The sequence below is a fragment of the Pseudomonas sp. B392_1p genome, assembly GCF_052245235.1.
Classification (GTDB): Bacteria; Pseudomonadota; Gammaproteobacteria; order Pseudomonadales; family Pseudomonadaceae; genus Serpens; species Serpens gallinarum.
The window spans coordinates 15,812-35,255 of record NZ_JBQPXM010000002.1 but is presented as its reverse complement, the minus strand read 5'-3'; the positions used below and the strand labels follow the sequence as shown (position 1 = coordinate 35,255).

Below are 19,444 nucleotides of genomic sequence, written 5' to 3'. Positions count from 1 at the left end.
CTGTAACCCGGACAGTGGATAACGGTGTCGTTATCCACCCTGAACATTCGGAGACAAGCATGCAGATCAGCCATCTCGATCATCTGGTACTCACGGTGCGTGATATCCCCAAGAGCCTCGATTTCTACAGTCGGGTGCTGGGCATGCAACCGGTCGTGTTTGGCCAGGGCCGTAATGCCCTGGCGTTTGGCAACCAGAAAATCAATCTGCATCAACTGGGCGCTGAATTTGAGCCCAAGGCGTCCTTTCCGCTGCCGGGTTCGGCTGACCTGTGTTTTATCGTCAAAGACCGGCTGGAAACAGTTATCGAGCATATTCACGCCCAGGGCGTGAGCATCCTGGAAGGTCCCGTCAAGCGCACCGGCGCCATGGGACCGATCCGCTCAATCTACCTGTTTGACCCAGACCTCAACCTCATCGAACTTTCGAATCCTGTGGAGAACGCTGTATGAGTCAGCACACTCAAGCGCTCACTGAGTTTTTGGCAGGCCTGCGTTACGAGCAGTTGCCCGAAGCCGTTATCAGCCGTACCGAAGACCTGTTTCTCGACTGGCTGGGCTCGGCTCTGGCCAGCCAGGGCGCGCACCCGATCCCGCTGTTCGAGCGCTACGCGGCGATGATGGGGCCGGCCACTGGCCCGGCGCACATCCTGGTCAACGGTCAGTCCAGCTCCGCGTATTTCGCGGCGCTGGTCAACGGCGCCAGTTCGCATCTGGTGGAGCAGGACGACCTGCACAACAGCTCCGTGCTGCACCCGGCCACCGTGGTGTTTCCGGCCGTCCTGGCGGCAGCCCAGGATCTGGGCAAATCCGGCCGCGAGTTGATTGTCGCCGCCGTGGCCGGCTATGAAGCCGGCATTCGCATCGGCGAATTCCTCGGTCGTTCGCACTACCGCATCTTCCACACCACCGCCACGGTGGGCACCCTGGCGGCGGCGGTGAGCGTCGGCAAGCTGATGAATTTCAACCAGGAGCAGTTCACCAACCTGCTCGGCAGTGCCGGCACCCAGGCCGCGGGTTTGTGGGAATTCCTGCGCGACGCGGCGGATTCCAAGCAGCTGCACACTGCCAAGGCAGCGGCCGATGGCTTGCTGGCCGCGTACATGACTGCCGAAGGGCTGAGCGGCGCGAAGAACATTCTCGAAGGCGAGCAGGGCATGGCCGCCGGGATGTCCAGCGATGCCAACCCGGCCTGGCTGTCGGATCGCCTGGGCAGCCGCTGGGCGCTGATCGAAACCTCGTTCAAGTTCCACGCCTCGTGCCGCCACACCCATCCGGCCGCCGATGCGCTGCTGGCCTTGATGCAGCGTGAAAACCTCAGCGCTGACGACATCGCCAGTGTCACCACCCGTGTGCACCAGGGCGCCATCGACGTGCTCGGCCGTGTGGTGGTCCCGCAGACCGTGCACCAGGCCAAGTTCTCCATGGGTACCGTGCTCGGGCTGATCGCCGTGTACGGCAAGGCTGGGCTGCCGGAGTTCCACCAGCATTCGCTGACCGACCCGCGTATCGGGGCGTTTCGCGAGAAAGTGCGCATGGCGCTCGACGAAGAAGTCGATGGCGCCTACCCGCAACGCTGGCTGGGCCGCGTCAAGGTCACCACGGTGGACGGTCGCACGCTGAGCGGTTCCATCGATGAACCCAAGGGCGATCCGGGCAACACCCTCAGCCGCGCCGAGCTGGAAGACAAATTTCGCCGCCTGCTGGCGTTCTCCGGCGCACGCAGCGATGACGAGGCGGGCGTGCTGATCGATAAGTGCTGGCGCTTGCGCCAGTTGATGGATTTGAGCGAATTGGCCTAAGGCGAGAAGCCCGCCAGGGCACAGGGTGAATGTGCTGAACACATTTGCCCTGCGCCGGTAATCAACAGGAAACGGACATGAACGTACAAAACAACAACATCCGTCCTCTCGACGGCATCACCGTGGTCAGCCTGGAACACGCCATCGCCGCGCCGTTTTGCACCCGGCAACTGGCCGATCTGGGCGCGCGGGTGATCAAGGTCGAGCGTCCCGGTTCCGGCGACTTTGCCCGTGGCTACGACGAGCGTGTCGATGGCCTGGCCTCGCACTTCGTGTGGACCAACCGCTCCAAGGAAAGCCTGACCCTGGATCTCAAGCAGGCCGAGGCAATGGGTGTGCTCGAACAGGTATTGGCCAAGGCCGATGTGCTGGTGCAGAACCTGGCGCCGGGCGCCGCGGCGCGCATGGGGCTGTCTTTCGAAGCCCTGCACGAGCGTTTCCCGCGTTTGATCGTGTGTGACATCTCCGGCTATGGCGAAGGCGGCCCTTATGAGCAAAAGAAAGCCTACGACTTGCTGATCCAGAGTGAGGGCGGTTTCCTCTCGGTCACCGGCGGTCCGGGCGAGGACGAGATGGCCAAGGCTGGTTGCTCGATCGCCGATATCGCGGCGGGCATGTACGCCTACACCGGCGTGCTCTCGGCACTCATGCTGCGTGACAAGACCGGCGAAGGCAGTCGCGTGGACGTGTCGATGCTGGAAAGCCTGGTGGAGTGGATGGGCTACCCGCTGTATTACGCCTACCAAGGCGCCACGCCGCCGCCACGCGCCGGCGCTGCTCACGCCACGATTTACCCGTACGGGCCGTTCCCCACCGGCGACGGCGGCACCGTAATGCTCGGCTTGCAGAACGAGCGCGAGTGGCTGGCCTTCTGTGACAAGGTTCTGCTGCAACCGGAGTTGGCCCGTGACGAGCGTTTCTCGGCCAACTTCAAGCGCTCGGAAAACCGCGCCGAATTGCGCGCCATCATTGTCGAGTCGTTCTCCACACTGAGCGCCGACGAAGTGATTGCCCGCCTGGACGCAGCGCCGATCGCCAACGCCCATGTCAACGACATGGCTGGGGTCTGGGCTCATCCGCAGCTTAAGGCGCGCCAGCGCTGGACGGACGTCGGTAGCCCGAGTGGCATGATTCCGGCGTTGCTGCCGCCGGGCAAGAACACCGCCTTTACGCCGCGCATGGACCCGGTGCCAGGCCTCGGTGAGCACACCGACAGCCTGCTCGCCGAGCTGGGTTACACCGGCACTGATGTCCAGCGTATGCGCGAGCAAGGTGCGGTTTGACCCATTAACATGTCGGGGTGGGCTCCAACCTGCTGCCCCTGTAGCGTGACCGACTATCGGGTGGGCTTAGGCCCACCCCGCGAGTGAAGGGATTTTTCATGAACCCAAGCATTATCCGCTCCGCCCTGTTCGTTCCGGCGACGCGTCCGGAGCGCATTCCCAAGGCTATTGCCACGGGGGCCGACGTGGTGATCGTCGACCTGGAAGATGCAGTGGCCGAGGCGCTCAAGGTCGAGGCTCGTGCCAATCTCGATCAGTTTTTGCGTGACAACCCCACGTCGAAGGTCTTCGTGCGCATCAACGCCGCCGAGCATGCCCAGCATGCCGCGGATCTTGAACTCTGCGAGCTTTACCCGAATGTGATCGGCGTGCTGCTGCCCAAGGTGGAAAGCGCGGCCCAGGTCGCGCGCGCGGTGGGCACCGGCAAACCGGTATGGCCCATCGTCGAAAGTGCGCTGGGCTTGCACCGCCTGGAAAGCATCGCTCAGGTGCCTGGAATCGAGCGTTTGTCATTTGGCGCGCTGGACCTGGGCCTTGACCTGGGGTTGGCCAACGGCTCGGCAGCGGCCGAACGAATGCTCGATCAGGCGCGTTACCAGGTGCTGCTGCACAGCCGTCTGGCCGACTTGGCCGCGCCGCTGGACAGCGTGTTCCCCGACTTCAAGAACCTCGACGGTTTGGCGCAGGCCACGGCCGATGCCCGCGATATGGGTTTTGGCGGGCTGCTGTGCATCCATCCGAGCCAGGTTGCGGTGGTCCATGAAACCCTGATGCCCGGCGCCGACGAACTGGAGTGGGCCGAGCGGGTGATGGCTGGTTTCGCCGAGGGCAACGCGGTGTTTGTGATCGACGGGCAGATGATCGATGCGCCGGTGATTGGCCGGGCGCGGCTTCTGTTGCAACGCGCCGGTCGAGCGTGACATTACGGCATCGGCAGGAACGGCTTCAGGAGTGAAACCGGTGCCCAAGCCGCTGTTTCCCATTCAGTCACAGAGGAGAAGCACGACTATCCAAGGACGGCAATGCTGTTCCCAACGCTTCCACAATCTTTATAAAAATAATGAGGTAGAAAATGTTGAAACTCACTGTTAAGGCCCTGGCCTGCGCTGTTTCCCTGTCCGTCGCCGGCCTGGCCCAGGCTGCCGATCCGATCATCATCAAGTTCGCCCACGTGGTGGCCGACAGCACGCCCAAGGGGCAGGGCGCGCTGCTGTTCAAGCAGCTCGCCGAAGAGCGTCTGCCTGGGCAGGTACGGGTCGAGGTCTATCCGAACTCGTCGCTGTACGGCGACGGCAAGGAAATGGAAGCGCTGTTGCTGGGTGATGTACACATGCTGGCCCCGTCGCTTGCCAAGTTCGAGCCCTACGCCAAGTCGATCCAGATTTTCGACCTGCCGTTCATCTTCGACGACATCGATGCCGTTGACCGCTTCCAGGCCAGCCCGGAAGGTCAGAAGTTACTGCGCAGCATGGAAAGCAAGGGCATCACCGGCCTGGCATACTGGCACAATGGTATGAAGCAGCTGTCGGCCAACAAGCCGATGCACCTGCCCAAGGATGCCCGTGGTCTGAAGTTCCGCGTGCAAGCCTCCAACGTCCTGGACGAGCAGTTCAAGGCGATTCGCGCCAATCCGCGCAAGATGAGCTTCGCCGAGGTTTATCAGGGCCTGCAGACCGGCGTGGTCAACGGTACCGAAAACACCTGGTCGAACTACTACAGCCAGAAGGTCCACGAAGTGCAGCCGTACTTCACGGCTTCTGACCACGGCGCTATCGACTATATGGTGATCACCAATACCAAGTTCTGGAACGGTTTGCCGGAAAACATCCGCACCGAGCTGAGCGACGTCATGGCTGATGTTTCGGTGGAAGTGAACAAGCAAGCCGATGAGCTGAACCGTGCCGCCCGTGCGGACATCCTCAAGGCCGGCACCAGCCAGATCATCGAACTGACCGCCGAGCAGCGTAATGAATGGCGTGAAGCGATGAAGCCGGTGTGGAAGAAGTTTGAAAACGAAATTGGCAAGGAACTGATCGAGGCCGCTGTGGCGTCCAACCAGCCAAAAGCGCCGCTGGCAGCCAACCAGTAAGCACCGAGTCCGCACGCTAATAACGGCCCACAGGTAACTCTGCGGGCCGTTTTCATGTCCGGCACAGGATGAAGGTGGGGGGTAGGCAAGCACTCCGCCAGTTCCCCTGGGTTCGGGTGAAAAAAACAGCGGCTGCCTTTGTTCCAGCTCCTCGTTGTGCGGCGAGACTGCCCTACGTGCTTTGTTCGCTGCCGGCTTCGCGCTTGAGCAGTTCGCGCTTGCGCTCCACGCCCCAGCGATAGCCGGAGATATCGCCGTTGCGGCGCACTACGCGGTGGCAGGGGATGGCCACCGCGAGGCGATTGGCACCACAGGCCTGGGCTACGGCCCGTACGGCCCCGGGCGCGCCAATGCGCTCGGCGATTTCCGCATAGCTCACCGTGGTGCCTGGCGGAATCGCGCGTAGCGCCTGCCAGACGCGTTCCTGGAAGGCCGTGCCGCGTACATCCAGCGGCAAGTTCAGGCCAAGTGAGGGCGCCTCGATAAAGCCCACCACCTGCGCGACCAGCTGTTCGAACGCTGTATCGCCACCCAATAGCCGGGCTTTCGGAAACTGATCCTGCACCTGGCGCACCAGTACTTCAGGGTCGTCTCCCAACAGAATGGCGCAGATGCCGCGCTGGCTTTGCGCAACCAGAATGGCGCCCAGCGAACACTGACCCACCGCGAAACGGATCGCTGAACCTGCACCGCCGGTCCGGTAATCGCGGGCCTGCATGCCCAGCAGCTGGTCGGATATTTCATAAAAGCGACTGTTGGAACTGAAGCCTGCTCCATAAATTGCGTCTGTCACCGAGGCATTCGGGGCGTGGAGTTCCTCGCGCAGTTTTCGGGCCCGGTAGGCTGAGGCGTAGGCCTTGGGAGTCAGGCCGATTTCCGCCTTGAACAGGCGCTGGAAGTGAAATGGACTCAAACCGATCTGTGCTGCCAATTGGTCGAGATTGGGCGGTGTTTCCGAGGCTTCGATCAAGCGGCAGGCCTGCGCCACCAAGTCGGCGCGACCGGCGGCGGCACTGGTCTGATCGCCTTTGGCGCGGCGGCTGGGGCGATAGCCCGCTGCCTCGGCGGCCTGGGCCGACGCAAAGAACTCGACGTTCTCGCGTTTGGGCCGGCGAGCCGAGGAGCTGGGGCGGCAATACACCCCCGTGGTGCGCACGGCATAGACAAAGTGCCCGTCAGCATTAAGGTCGCGGGCCTGGACGGCTTGCCAGCGCAGGTCGTCGGTGGCGTAGGCCGAGAGAGCGTTGGACGTCATGAGCAGCTCCTGGAAAGACAAATGACAGCCTCAGAATAAGGTCCACCGCAAGCGCAAAAACTCCGGATCTTGCGGTTGAATTTTCGTGGCCGGTGGCAAAAGGCAGTCGAGCGTGGCGATTTTCATGGGTCGGAGCGCCGTTCGGAGCGTGGGTTCACCACGTTTGGCGTTCACCCAAGCCGAACGCTGGCTTTGTTAAATGCAGCTTCTCGGAATACTTTTCTGGGTTGTAAGTTGCTGATGCGTCAGTACAAAAACAATAGCCGCAAGAGGCAACAATCATGTCAAAAGCTCCCGTCTTGCGGGCGACCCTGCTCGCCTTCGCACTGTCCTCCCTCTCCGCTCTGCCGGCGTTTGCCCAGGCAGAAAAACCCACCGAACTGAAAATCGGCATCAGCACCTATATGTCCGGCTCCGCCTCGGTGTTCGGCATGCCGGCCAAGGCGGCCGCGGAACTTTACATCGAAGAACTCAACGCCAAGGGCGGCCTGCATGGCGTGCCGGTCAAGCCGATCTTCATTGATGAGGGCGTCGGCAGCGACCGTCTGCTTTCCGAGTTCCGCCGTGTGGTACAGGAGCAGGGCGCCGGGTTGATGCTCGCGTCCATCTCCAGCGGCAACTGCAACACCCTTGCGCCAGTGGCCGAAGACCTCAAGGTGGTCAACATCCTCTGGGACTGCGGCACCGAAAGGGCGCTGGATGGCAATTACCAGTACGTGTTCCGTACCCAGGCCAACGCCGTGACCGAGATGGTCGCCAGCGTGCTCTACCTGCTCAAGGTCAACCCGGATTTCAAGACCATCGCGGTGGTGAACCAGGACTACGCCTGGGGACGTGAATCCTGGGAAATCTTCAGCCACACGCTGAAAGTGCTCAAGCCGGATGTGAAGGTGGTTGCCGAGCTGTTCCCGAAATTCGGCGCCCCGGACTTCTCCGCGGAAGTCAGCCGTCTGCAGGTGCTGCGCCCGGACGTGGTGCTGTCCACTTCCTGGGGTGGCGACCTGGATACCTTTGTCCGCCAGGCCAGCCAGCGTGGCCTGCTGCGCACCTCGCAGTTCTACCTGGCCCTAGGCGAAACCTCGCTGCAGAGCCTGGGCAACACCCTGCCCGAAGGTGTGCTGATTGGCGCCCGTGGCGACCACTACTTCCTGCACCCGCAGTACGCGCAGGATCCCAAGCACCAGGACTTCGTAAAGAAATTCCACGCGCGTACCGGCACCTACCCGATCTACTCCGTGTACCACATGGTCCAGGCTCTGGAGGGCATGAGCGCCGCCTATGACAAGGCCATCGAGGCCAACGACGGCCAGTGGCCGAGCAAGGAGCAACTGGCCGATGCATTTCGTGGCCTGGAGTTCCGCGGCCTGACCAGCCCGGTCACGATCCGTCCGGAAGATGGCCAGGGTCTGGAGTCGCAGCTGTTCGGCGTGACCACCTCAAGTCCCGATCACAAGTTCCGCGTGCTCAAGGACATCGTGATCATCCCCGCCGACATGGTCACTACGCCGCCTGGCGAAAAGACCCTGGAGTGGGTGAAGACGCTGACGCCAGCCCTGCTTGAACAGGTGCAATTCGTTGATCAGAAAACCGCAGGACTGCAGTGATGAGCACGGATATTTTCATCCTCGCGCTGCTCGATGGAGTGTCCTATGCCGGGCTGCTCTTTCTGGTGGCGCTGGGGCTGACGTTCATCTTCGGCGTGGTGCGCATCCTCAACGTGGCGCACGGCAGTCTGTATGCGTGCGGCGGCTATGCCGCCGCCACGCTCGGGCTCTGGCTGGGCGGTGATTCCGCCCTGACCTCGTTGGCGGTGTTGATCGGTGGCGCAATCGCTGTCGGCATCGTGCTCGGCACAGTGCTGATGGTGCTGCTGCGGCGGTTTCAGGATCGTGATCCGATCCTGCAACTGCTGGTGACCTTCGGCGCCTTCATGATCTTCGAGGATCTGCAGCGGATGATCTGGGGGACCCAGCCGTACTTCGTGTCGGACGTGGTCAACCAGATGGGCACCTCCGAGCTGCTTGGCGTGGTGTACATGAACTACCAGCTGCTGTTCGTGCCGGGCGCTGCCCTGGGCGTGTACCTGCTGCTGCGTTGGTTCCTCAACCACACGCTGAGCGGTCGGCAGATCATTGCCGTCACCCATGACCGGGAAGTGGCCACCGCGCTGGGTATCAATGCCAAGCGCATCGCCTACCTGACCTTCGTGGTTGGCGCCATGCTCGGTTCGCTGGGCGGCGCGCTCGCCTCGCCGACCACCTCGCTGGTGCCGGGCATCGGTGCGGACATGATTGTGCTGTCCTTTGCCGTGGTCGCCAGTGCGGGTCTGGGGCAGATCTCGGGTGCGCTGATCACCGCGTTGATGATCGGCCTGTCGCGCTCCTTCTGTGTCTACTTGATGCCGGAACTGGAAGTGGTCATGCCGTACGTGATCATGGTCGCGGTATTGCTGGTGCGCCCGCAGGGGCTATTCACCGTGGCTCAGGCTAGGAGAATCTGATGCGTTATTCACTCATTGCGGCGGCGATTGCGTCCGTCGTCATCCTGGGGCTGGCGAGTGCCTTCCCCTGGTTGAAAATCCCGCTGATCCTGGGCCTGTGCTACGGCTTGGCAGCGTTGGGAATCGGTGTGCTGCTGCGCGCCGGGCAGATCTCCTTCGGCCATGCCATGTATGCGTGCATCTCCGGTTACACGGTGGCCTTCCTCGGCCAGCGGTATCCGGGGCTCGACGGCATGCTGCTGATCGTGCTCGGCACGCTGGTCAGCGTGGTCGCCGGCATGTTGATCGGCGCTTTCGTGGTGCGTTACCGGGAAATCTTCTTCGGCATGCTCAACCTGGCGATCTCCATGGTGCTGTTCACCGTGCTCGGCAAGTTCTACAGCTTGACCGGTGGTACCGATGGCATGCGTGTGGAGCGGCCCAGCCTGATGGGCTTCGACCTGGGGCGCAGTGCGTTCGAAACCAGCTTGCTGGTGTTTGTGGTCATCGCGGCACTGCTGGTGATCTGGGGTGTTCAGCGCTACTTCCGCTCCAGTGCCGGCGAGGCCCTGGCGGCGATCAAGAGCAACGAGACGCGCCTGGAATACCTCGGTGTTTCGGCCAAGAAAATCCTCTGGCAGGGCTATGTGCTGTCGGCCGCACTGTGCGGGCTGTCCGGTGCACTGTTCGGCTTGTCGCAGGGCCTGGTCACGCCGGAAATGGGTTACTGGCTGCGCTCGGGCGAGTTCGTGTTCATCGCCATTCTTGGCGGCTCCGGGCATGCGGTCGGGGCGTTCGTCGGCGCGCTGCTGTATGAATTCCTCAAGCTGTACGCCGCGGCTCTGGTCAGCGGTGCCTGGCAACTGGTGCTGGGGGCCACGCTGATCGTGATCATCTACTTCCTGCCCGATGGCTTGATCGGCCTGCTCAAGAAGCGTCGTCCCGCGCTGGGAGGTGAAGCATGAGTGCGCTCCTTGAAACCCAAGGGCTGACCCTGGCCTTCGGTGGACTGGTGGTGGCCGACAAGATCGACTTCCGCCTGGATGAAGGCGAACGTCTGGCGGTAATCGGCCAGAACGGCGCCGGCAAGACCACCTTTATCAACATCTGCACCGGGCTGCTGAAACCCAATGCCGGCACGGTGAAGTTCGACGGCCAGGACATCACCGGCCAGCCGCCGCGACATATCGTCCGGCGGGGCATGGCGCGCTCGTTCCAGTTGCCGCAGTTGTTTCTCGACCACAGTGTGCGTCAGTCGCTGGAACTGGCCGGCATGGCCCGCGAGACGCGTCTGCCGCTGCTGCAGGCGCTGAGCGGCAGTGCCAACCGGCGCGAGGTGGACCGCGTGTTGGAGTTGGTCAGCCTGACCGAGCGCCAGCACGAGCCTGCTTCGAACCTGCCGGAAGGGCAGCGCAAGCTGCTCGACGTGGCGATGTCGCTGATGCTGCAACCGCGTCTGCTGATCATGGACGAGCCCACCAGTGGCGTGTCCACCGAAGAAAAGCACGACGTGATGGCGATCCTCATGCGCGCCTTGGACGAGCAGAAGGTCACCGCCATCTTCGTCGAACACGACGTGGACATCGTGCGGCGTTACGCCACCCGCGTGGCCGCCTGGATTTCCGGTGCCATCGCGGCCGACGGCGACCCCGAGACGGTGCTTGCCGACCCCACCGTGCAGCGCGAAGTGCTGGGTATCTGAACGAGGAGGCGAACATGCTGCAATTCGAAAATCTCAGCGCCGACATCGTGCGTGCCCCGGTCCTGCGGAACATCTGCGCCGACTTGCCGCAAGGGTCGATCAACGCGGTGGTGGGGCGCAACGGCGCCGGCAAGACCACCTTGCTGCGCGCCATCATGGGCCTGATCAAGCTGCGCGAAGGCCGCATCCTGTTCGACGGTTGTGACTTGGCCGGGGTGCCCGACTATGGCCGGGCCAAGTTGGGTATTGGTTATGCGCCCCAGGAGCGGGTGATGTTCCCGACGCTGAGCGTCGAGGAAAACCTGCGCCTGCCCTGTCAGGTGGCGGGTTTCAGCAAGGCCCAGGTGGATGAACGCCTGGCGCTGACCCTGGACGTGGTGCCGCAGTTGCGCGACATGCTGCCGCGCTCCGGCGCAGCGCTCTCCGGTGGGCAGGGCAAGATGGCGGCCCTGGGCCGGGCCTTGATGATCGGCTCGCGACTGGTGCTGCTCGACGAGCCCTTCCAGGGGTTGGCGCCTGCCTTGGCCACGCAATACAGCGAGGCGCTCAAGCGTTTGCAGAGCAGGGTGCCCGAGCTGTGCATTGTGATCACCGAGTCAAACGGCAGCCTGCTCAAGGATGTTCAAGACCGCACCCTGCATATCGAGCGTGGGGCGTTGTTGCCCGACGCTGCACCTATCAGCACATCTTCTTTTCCTTTTATAGAGGCTTACCCATGAGCAAGCTGTTTATTGGCGGTGGCTGGCAGTCGGCGTCCAGCCCAGAATCGATTCCGGTCTATGCGCCCGCTACCGGCGAGGCCTACGCGGAAATTGCCCGTGGTCAGGCGGCGGATATCGACCTGGCAGTGCGTGCCGCGCGTGCTGCGGTGCAGGGCGAATGGGGCGCACTGAGCGCCACGGAGCGAGGGCGCATTCTGGTGCGCATCGGCTTGAGCGTGCTGGACAACATTGACGAGCTGGCCGCCATCGAGGCGAAGGACACCGGCAAGCCGCTGGCCCTGGCGCGCAAGGACATGGAGGCGCTGGCGCGCTACTTCGAGTTTTACGGCGGCGCCGCCGACAAGCTGCACGGCCAGGTGATTCCCTACCTGTCCGGCTACACAGTGAACGTGGTCCGCGAGGCGTATGGCGTGGTCGGCCACATTATTCCTTGGAACTACCCGGCGCAGATGCTCGGGCGCACCATCGCGCCTGCCCTGGCCATGGGCAATGCCTCGGTGGTCAAGCCGGCCGAAGATGCCTGCATGACCTCGCTGCGTTTTGCTGAACTGGCCAGCGCCGCCGGCCTGCCGGCCGGGGCCTTGAATATCGTCACCGGCTACGGCCGTGAAGCGGGCGCTGCGCTGGCGGCGCATCCCGATATCAACCTGATTACCTTCACCGGTTCGCCGCAAGTCGGCGTGGAAATTCAGACGGCAGCGGCGCGCAATCACGTCAAATGCGTGCTGGAACTGGGCGGCAAGTCACCGCAAATCGTCTTCGCCGATGCCGACCTGGACAAAGCGGTGCCGATCATTGTCGGGGCCATCATCCAGAACGCCGGGCAGACCTGCTCGGCCGGCAGCCGGCTGCTGGTGCAGCGCGAGATTTATGACCAGGTGATCGAGCGGGTGGCCGCACGCTTCCGTGAGATTCGCGTCGGCGCCCCGGAAACCTCGCCGGACTGCGGGCCGATCATCACCCGCGCGCAGTTCGAGCGGGTGCAACGCTTCATTGCCGAGGTCAAAGAGTCTGGCCTGCCGGTGCTGGCTGAAGGCAGGCTGGACGCCAACCTGCCTGCCGAGGGCTATTACGTGGCGCCGACGCTGTTCGGTCCGGTGCCGCGCGATCACAAACTGGCGCTGGAAGAAGTGTTTGGTCCGGTGCTGGCCGCCATGCCGTTTGATGACGAAGACGATGCCGTCGCCCTGGCCAATGGCACCGAGTACGGCCTGGTAGCGGCGATCTGGAGCGAGAACGGTGCCCGTCAGCAGCGTCTGGCCAAGCGTTTGGAAGCCGGACAAGTGTTCATCAACTGCTATGGCGCGGGTGGCGGCGTCGAGTTGCCGTTCGGCGGTGTACGCAAGAGTGGCCATGGTCGCGAGAAGGGCTTTCTGGCGTTGGAAGAGTTCAGCGTCACCAAGACCGTAGTCAGCCACCACGGCTAATGTCTGTTAGCGAGTGCGCACCGGCTTCTGGCAACTCAGGCCGGTGCGCAAGAAGAACCCAGGGCTAACCCGCAGAGAATTCCAAGAATGAAAATCCGTGCTGCAGTATTGCGAGAGTCAGGGCTGACGGCGCCCTATGCCGAAAGCCGCCCGCTTCAGATTGAAGAACTGGATCTGGCACCGCCCGGACCGGGCGAAGTGCTGGTGAAGATGATCGCCGCCGGCCTGTGCCATTCCGACCTGTCGGTGATTACCGGCGTGCGTCCACGCCCGGTGCCGATGGCGCTGGGTCACGAGGCCAGTGCCCAGGTGCTGGAAGTGGGCCCAGGGGTCAAAAACGTACGCCCCGGGCAGAACGTGGTGCTGGTCTTCGTGCCCAGTTGCGGGCACTGCGTGCCGTGCATGGAAGGCCGTCCGGCCTTGTGCGAGCCGGGTGCGGAGGCCAATGGCAAGGGAGAAATGCTCGAAGGCGGCCGCCGCCTGAGCCAGGGCTCGGTGGCCGTGAACCACCATTGCGGCGTGTCGGCGTTTGCTGACCATGCGGTGGTGTCGGCGCGCTCCTGTGTGCCGATCAGTGACGATATCGATCCGGTGGAAGCCGCCGTGTTTGGCTGCGCCGTGCTCACCGGCATGGGCGCGGTGGTCAACACCGGCAAGGTCTCGCCCGGCGCTTCGGCGTTGGTGGTCGGCCTGGGCGGCGTGGGCTTGAGCGCACTGCTCGGGGCCCGGGCTTCGGGTGCCAACCCCTTGATCGCGGTGGATGTCCACCAGAGCAAGCTGGACCTGGCGCTGTCCTTGGGGGCGACGCATGCGGTGAATGCCCGTGATCCCGACGCCGTGGCAAAAATTCGCGAGCTGACCCAGGGCGGGGTGGATTTCGCCTTCGAGTTTGCCGGTTCGGTGCCGGCCATGGAGCTGGCCTATGGGGCGACTCGCCGGGGCGGCACCACGATCACCGCCGGTTTGCCGCATCCCCAGGACCGCTGGCCGCTGCAACAGGTGAGTCTGACCACCGAAGAACGCACGGTGAAGGGCAGCTACATCGGTTCGTGCATCCCGGCCCGCGACGTGCCGCGTTACCTCGGCCTGTATGCCAGCGGTCGCCTGCCGGTAGACCGCCTGATTGGTCGCCGTCTGGCGCTGGAAGACATCAACAGCGGCTTCGACAGCCTGGCCACCGGCAGCAGCCTGCGTGACCTGATCGTGTTCTAACCGAATTCACAGCAGATTTTTTTCACCCATATAAAAAGAGAAAACCCATGGCACAGCTCAAGAATAAGATTGCCATTGTCACCGGCGCCGCCAGCGGTTTCGGTGCCTGTATCGCCCGTCGCTACATCGAGGAAGGCGCCAAGGTCGTACTCGCCGATATCAATTACGAAGGCGCCGCGCGCCTGGCCGACGAACTGGGCGACAACGCCCTCGCCGTGGCCTGCAACGTGACCTCCGGCGAGCAGGTGCAGGCCGCCGTGCAAGCCTGCGTGGCCGCCTTCGGTGTGCCCGACATCGTGGTCAACAATGCCGGCACCACGCACCGCAACCAGCCGCTGATGAACGTCGACGAAGCCACCTTCGATCGCGTCTATGCGGTCAACGTGAAATCCATCTTCCACATGGTCAAGGCCGTGGTGCCGCTGATGCGCGAGCGCGGTACCGGTTCGATCATCAACGTCGGTTCGGTGGCCGGCATCCGCCCGCGTCCGGGGCTGACCTGGTACAACGGCTCCAAGGGCGCGGTAAACCTGCTGTCCAAGTCCCTGGCGGTCGAACTTGGCCCGGACGGCATTCGCGTCAACAATATCTGCCCGGTGATGGGCGAGACCGCGTTGCTGGAAGACTTCATGGGCATGCCCGATACGCCGGAAAACCGCGCCAAGTTTGTCGCCACGATTCCGCTGGGTCGCATGGCCAAGCCCACGGATATCGCCGCCGTGGCGGTGTTTCTGGCCACCGACGATGCCGCGTTCTTGAACGGTGTGGAGCTGCCGGTGGATGGCGGTCGAGTGGTGTAGCAATCACCGACGCTATCGCGCCCACGAAAAAGCCCGTCGTTTATGACGGGCTTTTTTTTAGCGCTATTGGCCGTTGCAACGCTCCATCGCGTAACAGCCCCTGCCGGGGCCGTTACGGAATGGCTACGGCATCAGACCAGATCAGTGCCGTCGCGCTTGGCGGTGCGCATATCGCGGAACACGCCAACGCAGAGTACAGCCATAACGATGCTGGCCATTGCCGGCCAGATCAAAACATAAGCGGTCAGAGCGAGACTGGACATGGGATGTTTTCCTCTTCTTTGGTTGTGGAAACGGGTTGCGTGGTCTGGAAGGCGATGACGCGTTCACCAATATGATCGAAGTCGAAGCGTTCTTGGCTGCGCAGGCTGATGGCGACGCACACCACCATGCTGGTGCCATAGGCGGTCAGTGAGCTGAGCAGTACGGGATAGTCGCGTAGGAAGCCCACGGCGAACGGGGCGAGGCCCAGAGTGGTAAGCGTGCCCAGCACGATGCCGATCGTGCGGCCAAAAAAGCCGAACGCCATCAGGCCGATCACCACACCGCCGCCGATCGAAGCGCAGAGTTCAAAGAACACGGCGAGTACGCCTTGCAGCGGCAACAGCTCGAAGCGGCTGATCAGGAACAGGGTGAAGGCGGCAATCACAGCCCAGGTAAAGGCCTTGTTGGTGACCCGGTCCCAGAACATGCTGGCGATCACCGGGAAGACGATGGCGCCCCACAGTGCACCGACAAAAATCAGCATGGTCAGGATGTCGAGTTTCAGGCTGGCGAAGATGACCCCAACCATGGTCGCGACAATCATGGTCAGCCGGCCGACCCAGAGCATGACGGTCGGGTTGGGTTTGCCCTTGGCCAGGTTTTTGCCATAGACGTCGGTCATGACGATGGCGGAAAGGGCGGACAGGTCGGAGTCGGCGGTTGAGGACAGCGAACCGATCACCATGATGAAGAACAGCCCGATCACGAACGGCGGCAGATAGGACGAGGCCATCTGTGGAATCAGGTTGTTGAGGTTGCCATCGATGGGCTGCACACCGGCGAGCAGCGCCAGCAGGCCGAGCATGCCCAGACCGATGACAATGGCGCCGTAGCCGACGGTCGCGGTGATGAAGGTCGGCTTGATCAAGTCTTCACGCACCGCGAACAAGCGCTGGGCAATGGTCTGGTTGCCAATAGCGTAGGCCAGCACGGCGACGAAATACGGCGCGCCTTGTTCAAGGATGGCGGTGGGGGAATAGAAACTGGCCTGCTCGGGCGTCAGGCGGGACATGCCGGTGGTGAACAGTTCCGGTCCGCCTAGCTGGAAGAAGATCATCGGGATGATGATGATCGCGGCCAGAATCATCGCAATCAGTTGGCCAAAGTCAGTAAGTATCGACGAGCGAAAGCCCGACCAGAGGGTGTAGGACAGCACCCCAATACCGGCAATCAGCACACCATGGATAAAGCTCAATGGCGACAGCACTTCGACCAGCGCGCCGGCGGCGGTGAAGTTGACCATCAGGCTGATCCCGCTACCAAGGATATTCGAGCCGGCGAGGATCATCTGGCTGGAGCGCCCGTGGCGGGCATGCATGATCTCTCCCAGCGTGTGAGCCTTGGGTGCCAGTTGTCTGAATCGCCTGCCGAAGGGGTAGATGAACAGAATCATCAGTGCACCCCAGAAGCCGTAGTGCAGGGCGCCGGACAAACCGTACTTGTAGCCCGCGCTGGCCGCGGCATAGAACGAGGCGGCCCAGATCCAGGTAGCGGTCATGCTGGACGCCGACATGCCGAAGCCCACCGAGTTGTTGGAGACCATGTAGCTGTCGACGTTCTCCTGCTTGCGGCCGATGCGCAGGGAGACCAGGAAGGTAAGACCGTAAAAACCCACTAAGAGAAGTAGAACGGTGGTGAGTGATAACTGAAACACAGCATCTCCTTTTTTATAGCCTTCAAGCGTCGCTGGCACGACGCAGGACCGCATACGCGGCATGGCGTTTATAGCAACCCGAATCACTGCACACGGCAGGCAGATCGAACTTGAGCTCGAGGGGTTGCGAGCTAGAAAGCTGACAGGATGCAGATCGGCACATGCGATCTAAAAATGTTCACAGGCGATACCCAAAAAGGAAGGTAATTGCTGTGATCCTGCAGCTGCGGTACCGGGTGATTCCGGCAAATGAAAGTCGCGTCACATTGCTGTAGCTGACGCATCAGGGAGCGGAGTCTAGCATCATTGCCACGCAAAGGCGGCTTTTGGTTTCGCGTTTTCTTAAAAAGCAATAGGTTGCGTGAAATATATTTCCACGTTTCGAGCCGGTTCTAGAGCGCTCGGGAGGCTGTATTCACGGGGTTGCACCGAATCGAATTCGAAGCGCTTCAAGGCTTGAAAACCTGCAAAAAAAAGTGATTGCCGGGTTGGCTGCTGGTGCAACCCGGCCTGCAAAATCACTTTTTTTTTGGGGCAGAAGCAGGTCAGTCCTGCGCGTGCATCCACTGCGGCTTCGGGTGACGTCGATCAGCCTTGCCGGCCTTGAGGATGGAGCCGGGGACATCGTGGCCGATCAAAGCGGGAAGGGAGGTTGCGGCCGCCAGCAGACGGTCCAGATCGACGCCGGTTTCCAGCCCCATGCGCTGAAACATATGCACCAGGTCCTCGGTGCAGATATTGCCGCTGGCGCCCGGTGCGTAGGGACAGCCCCCCAGCCCCCCCAAGGACGCATCGAAGCGGTCGATGCCGGCGTTCAGTGCCGCCAAGGCATTGGCCAGGCCCATGCCACGGGTGTTGTGAAAATGTGCGGTGAACACCGCCTCCGGCCAGCGGCGTCTTGCTTCGGCACAGAGGCGCCCGACCTGCGCCGGATCAGCCATGCCGGTGGTGTCGCACAATGTGATGCCTTGTACACCGATGTCCAGCAGGCGCTGGATCAGGGTGTAAACGCGGTCTTCCGCGACGGCACCCTCGAATGGGCACCCGAAGGCGGTGGACAGCGAGGCGTTGATGAACACGCCGGTGCCGCGCGTGACTTCGATGATCGACTTGAACTGCTCCAGCGACTGCTCGGGCGTCATGCGCAGGTTGGCCAGGCCGTGGGTGTCGCTGGCCGACATCACCAGGTTGATCTCGTCCACCTCGCAGGCCAGCGCGCGTTCGCACCCTTTTACGTTGGGCACCAGTACGGTGTACTCGACGCCTGCTACGCGGCGGATGCCGCGCATGACGTCTTCGGCATCGCGCAAGTTGGGGATGGCCTTGGGCGAGGTGAAGGAGGTGACTTCAATTTTCGCCAGCCCGGTTTCCGAGAGCCGGTCGATGAGTGCGATCTTGTCTTCGGTGGGGATGAAGCTGGATTCGATCTGGAAACCGTCGCGGGTGGCAACTTCCTGGATATACAGACGCGTGCTCATCAGATAATTCCTCGGGCGCGCAGGCCTTCGCGCTGTTCGTCGGTGAGGCCGAGCCCGGCCAATACGTCATCAGTGTGCTCGCCCAATTGCGGGCCGCCCGTGCCAATGCGGCCCGGCGTGCGGCTGAGCTTGGGCAGCACGCCCGGCACTTTCAGCGGCCCGGCGAAGGTCTGTACCTGCTCGATCATCTGCCGCGCCAAATAATGCGGATCCTGCACGATGTCGGCGGCGGTATACGGATAGCCGGCCGGTACCCGTGCGCCCTTGAGCGCTTCGATGATCTCGGTGCGGCTGTGGCGCGCGGTCCATTCGCCAATGGCGGCGTCGATCAGTTCGGCGTGCTGGCTGCGGCCGTCGTTGTGGGCGAAGCGCGGGTCGTCACCCAGCTCCGGGCGGCCAATCAAGTTCATCAAGCGCTTGTAAATGCTGTCGCCGTTGCCAGCGATCAGCACATAGCTGCCGTCGTTGCAGCGGTAGGAATTCGACGGGGTAATGCCGGGCAGGGCGCTGCCGGCCGGTTCACGCACATGGCCGAAGGCGTCATATTCGGGGATCAGGCTTTCCATCATCCCGAACACCGATTCATAGAGCGCGACATCGATGGACTGGCCCTTGCCGCTGCGCTGGCGCTCTTGCAAGGCAAGCAGCACGCCGATGACGCCGTACAGCGAGGACAGCGAATCACCGATGCTCACGCCCACGCGCACCGGCGGCTGGCCAGGATAGCCGGTGAGATGGCGCAGGCCGCCCATGGCTTCGCCGATTACGCCAAAACCGGGCAGGTCGCGGTAAGGGCCGGTCTGGCCGTAACCGGAGATGCGCAGCATGATCAGACGAGGATTGATCTGTTCCAATTCGTCCCAGCCCAGACCCCAGCCTTCCAGGGTGCCGGGGCGAAAGTTTTCCACCAGTATGTCGGCCTCGGCCACCAGGCGGCGCACGATGTCCTGACCTTCGGCGGCCTTGAGGTCGAGGGTGATCGACTGCTTGTTGCGTGACTGCACATGCCACCACAGTGAGGTGCCGTCCTTGAGCTTGCGCCATTTGCGCAGCGGGTCGCCAACACCCGGCGGCTCGATCTTGATCACCTCGGCGCCGAATTCGCCGAGCAGCTTGCTGGCGAAAGGGCCGGCAATCAATTGGCCCATTTCCAGGACCTTGACGCCTTGCAGCGGCAGGCCCGCATCTGTTCGTTCCGTCATTGCTCATCACCTGTGCAAGGGAGTTTCATGGAGCCCAGCATGGCGCAGGGCAGGCAGAGGGACAATTGCTCAATCG

At 62.6% G+C, this 19,444-nt stretch carries 18 protein-coding genes; 13 read left to right on the top strand and 5 right to left on the bottom strand.

The genetic code is table 11. From position 1 onward, the window contains the following. Positions 1-59 precede the first annotated feature (59 nt). The 5 genes from ACTV8E_RS02430 (at position 60) to ACTV8E_RS02410 (ending at position 5,173) form a co-directional block, all read left to right on the top strand. Positions 60-452, top strand: coding sequence for a VOC family protein (locus ACTV8E_RS02430; RefSeq protein WP_251837279.1), 393 nt, complete (start codon positions 60-62; stop codon positions 450-452). Then, the gene (locus tag ACTV8E_RS02425) at positions 449-1,801 is read left to right on the top strand and encodes an MmgE/PrpD family protein (RefSeq protein WP_443198350.1); all 1,353 of its coding nucleotides are present in this window, start codon (positions 449-451) and stop codon (positions 1,799-1,801) included. Before ACTV8E_RS02430 ends, ACTV8E_RS02425 begins: the two co-directional genes overlap by 4 nt. Before the next feature lie 77 nt (positions 1,802-1,878). Next, positions 1,879-3,084 carry a CaiB/BaiF CoA transferase family protein gene (locus ACTV8E_RS02420; protein ID WP_443198349.1) on the top strand — a complete coding sequence of 402 codons (1,206 nt, stop codon included), beginning with the start codon at positions 1,879-1,881 and terminating at the stop codon, positions 3,082-3,084. A 98-nt stretch (positions 3,085-3,182) separates the two neighbouring features. Beyond that, the gene (locus ACTV8E_RS02415) at positions 3,183-4,004 is read left to right on the top strand and encodes an HpcH/HpaI aldolase/citrate lyase family protein (RefSeq protein WP_251837282.1); all 822 of its coding nucleotides are present in this window, start codon (positions 3,183-3,185) and stop codon (positions 4,002-4,004) included. A gap of 152 nt (positions 4,005-4,156) precedes the next feature. After that, complete coding sequence (locus tag ACTV8E_RS02410; protein ID WP_443198348.1) at positions 4,157-5,173, top strand: TRAP transporter substrate-binding protein; 1,017 nt, start codon at positions 4,157-4,159, stop codon at positions 5,171-5,173. Between the two features lie 172 nt (positions 5,174-5,345). Here ACTV8E_RS02410 and ada read toward each other — a convergent pair whose 3' ends face one another. Beyond that, positions 5,346-6,428, bottom strand: a complete 1,083-nt coding sequence (gene ada, locus ACTV8E_RS02405; RefSeq protein ID WP_443198347.1) for a bifunctional DNA-binding transcriptional regulator/O6-methylguanine-DNA methyltransferase Ada — start codon at positions 6,426-6,428, stop codon at positions 5,346-5,348. A gap of 281 nt (positions 6,429-6,709) precedes the next feature. Here ada and ACTV8E_RS02400 point away from each other — a divergent pair, with 281 nt between their 5' ends. The 8 genes from ACTV8E_RS02400 to ACTV8E_RS02365 all read left to right on the top strand — a co-directional run bounded on the left by ACTV8E_RS02400 (position 6,710) and on the right by ACTV8E_RS02365 (position 14,770). Then, on the top strand, positions 6,710-8,032 hold the full coding sequence (locus tag ACTV8E_RS02400; protein WP_443198346.1) for an ABC transporter substrate-binding protein: 1,323 nt from the start codon (positions 6,710-6,712) through the stop codon (positions 8,030-8,032). After that, positions 8,032-8,928, top strand: coding sequence for a branched-chain amino acid ABC transporter permease (locus ACTV8E_RS02395; protein ID WP_443198345.1), 897 nt, complete (start codon positions 8,032-8,034; stop codon positions 8,926-8,928). Before ACTV8E_RS02400 ends, ACTV8E_RS02395 begins: the two co-directional genes overlap by 1 nt. Further along, on the top strand, positions 8,928-9,872 hold the full coding sequence (locus ACTV8E_RS02390; protein WP_251837287.1) for a branched-chain amino acid ABC transporter permease: 945 nt from the start codon (positions 8,928-8,930) through the stop codon (positions 9,870-9,872). Before ACTV8E_RS02395 ends, ACTV8E_RS02390 begins: the two co-directional genes overlap by 1 nt. Continuing rightward, entirely contained in the window at positions 9,869-10,609 is a 741-nt protein-coding gene (locus tag ACTV8E_RS02385; protein ID WP_251837288.1) for an ABC transporter ATP-binding protein, read from the top strand. Before ACTV8E_RS02390 ends, ACTV8E_RS02385 begins: the two co-directional genes overlap by 4 nt. A gap of 14 nt (positions 10,610-10,623) precedes the next feature. Then, a complete protein-coding gene (locus ACTV8E_RS02380; protein WP_443198344.1) occupies positions 10,624-11,328 on the top strand; it encodes an ABC transporter ATP-binding protein in 705 nt (234 codons plus the stop codon). After that, entirely contained in the window at positions 11,325-12,758 is a 1,434-nt protein-coding gene (locus ACTV8E_RS02375; protein ID WP_443198343.1) for an aldehyde dehydrogenase family protein, read from the top strand. Before ACTV8E_RS02380 ends, ACTV8E_RS02375 begins: the two co-directional genes overlap by 4 nt. A gap of 87 nt (positions 12,759-12,845) precedes the next feature. Beyond that, the gene (locus ACTV8E_RS02370) at positions 12,846-13,970 is read left to right on the top strand and encodes a zinc-dependent alcohol dehydrogenase family protein (RefSeq protein ID WP_273535465.1); all 1,125 of its coding nucleotides are present in this window, start codon (positions 12,846-12,848) and stop codon (positions 13,968-13,970) included. Between the two features lie 47 nt (positions 13,971-14,017). After that, positions 14,018-14,770 carry an SDR family oxidoreductase gene (locus ACTV8E_RS02365; RefSeq protein ID WP_443198342.1) on the top strand — a complete coding sequence of 251 codons (753 nt, stop codon included), beginning with the start codon at positions 14,018-14,020 and terminating at the stop codon, positions 14,768-14,770. A 131-nt stretch (positions 14,771-14,901) separates the two neighbouring features. On the opposite strand, the gene ACTV8E_RS02360 is transcribed toward ACTV8E_RS02365, so the two are convergent. The 4 genes from ACTV8E_RS02360 to ACTV8E_RS02345 all read right to left on the bottom strand — a co-directional run bounded on the left by ACTV8E_RS02360 (position 14,902) and on the right by ACTV8E_RS02345 (position 19,368). Then, positions 14,902-15,033, bottom strand: coding sequence for a putative transporter small subunit (locus ACTV8E_RS02360; protein ID WP_443198341.1), 132 nt, complete (start codon positions 15,031-15,033; stop codon positions 14,902-14,904). After that, a complete protein-coding gene (locus ACTV8E_RS02355) occupies positions 15,015-16,688 on the bottom strand; it encodes a sodium:solute symporter family transporter (RefSeq protein WP_443198340.1) in 1,674 nt (557 codons plus the stop codon). Before ACTV8E_RS02355 ends, ACTV8E_RS02360 begins: the two co-directional genes overlap by 19 nt. Before the next feature lie 545 nt (positions 16,689-17,233). Then, the gene (locus tag ACTV8E_RS02350) at positions 17,234-18,166 is read right to left on the bottom strand and encodes a hydroxymethylglutaryl-CoA lyase (RefSeq protein ID WP_443198339.1); all 933 of its coding nucleotides are present in this window, start codon (positions 18,164-18,166) and stop codon (positions 17,234-17,236) included. Then, positions 18,166-19,368, bottom strand: coding sequence for a CaiB/BaiF CoA transferase family protein (locus tag ACTV8E_RS02345; RefSeq protein WP_443198338.1), 1,203 nt, complete (start codon positions 19,366-19,368; stop codon positions 18,166-18,168). The genes ACTV8E_RS02350 and ACTV8E_RS02345 overlap by 1 nt, the downstream gene beginning before the upstream one ends. Positions 19,369-19,444: the final 76 nt, after the last annotated feature.

Coding starts and splice junctions, on each gene's coding strand:
- ACTV8E_RS02360 (WP_443198341.1), bottom strand. CDS start 15,033: ATGTCCAGTCTCGCTCTGACCGCTTATGTTTTGATCTGGCCGGCAATG.
- ACTV8E_RS02425 (WP_443198350.1), top strand. CDS start 449: ATGAGTCAGCACACTCAAGCGCTCACTGAGTTTTTGGCAGGCCTGCGT.
- ada (WP_443198347.1), bottom strand. CDS start 6,428: ATGACGTCCAACGCTCTCTCGGCCTACGCCACCGACGACCTGCGCTGG.
- ACTV8E_RS02365 (WP_443198342.1), top strand. CDS start 14,018: ATGGCACAGCTCAAGAATAAGATTGCCATTGTCACCGGCGCCGCCAGC.
- ACTV8E_RS02350 (WP_443198339.1), bottom strand. CDS start 18,166: ATGAGCACGCGTCTGTATATCCAGGAAGTTGCCACCCGCGACGGTTTC.
- ACTV8E_RS02410 (WP_443198348.1), top strand. CDS start 4,157: ATGTTGAAACTCACTGTTAAGGCCCTGGCCTGCGCTGTTTCCCTGTCC.
- ACTV8E_RS02415 (WP_251837282.1), top strand. CDS start 3,183: ATGAACCCAAGCATTATCCGCTCCGCCCTGTTCGTTCCGGCGACGCGT.
- ACTV8E_RS02345 (WP_443198338.1), bottom strand. CDS start 19,368: ATGACGGAACGAACAGATGCGGGCCTGCCGCTGCAAGGCGTCAAGGTC.
- ACTV8E_RS02400 (WP_443198346.1), top strand. CDS start 6,710: ATGTCAAAAGCTCCCGTCTTGCGGGCGACCCTGCTCGCCTTCGCACTG.
- ACTV8E_RS02395 (WP_443198345.1), top strand. CDS start 8,032: ATGAGCACGGATATTTTCATCCTCGCGCTGCTCGATGGAGTGTCCTAT.
- ACTV8E_RS02420 (WP_443198349.1), top strand. CDS start 1,879: ATGAACGTACAAAACAACAACATCCGTCCTCTCGACGGCATCACCGTG.
- ACTV8E_RS02375 (WP_443198343.1), top strand. CDS start 11,325: ATGAGCAAGCTGTTTATTGGCGGTGGCTGGCAGTCGGCGTCCAGCCCA.
- ACTV8E_RS02390 (WP_251837287.1), top strand. CDS start 8,928: ATGCGTTATTCACTCATTGCGGCGGCGATTGCGTCCGTCGTCATCCTG.
- ACTV8E_RS02385 (WP_251837288.1), top strand. CDS start 9,869: ATGAGTGCGCTCCTTGAAACCCAAGGGCTGACCCTGGCCTTCGGTGGA.
- ACTV8E_RS02370 (WP_273535465.1), top strand. CDS start 12,846: ATGAAAATCCGTGCTGCAGTATTGCGAGAGTCAGGGCTGACGGCGCCC.
- ACTV8E_RS02430 (WP_251837279.1), top strand. CDS start 60: ATGCAGATCAGCCATCTCGATCATCTGGTACTCACGGTGCGTGATATC.
- ACTV8E_RS02380 (WP_443198344.1), top strand. CDS start 10,624: ATGCTGCAATTCGAAAATCTCAGCGCCGACATCGTGCGTGCCCCGGTC.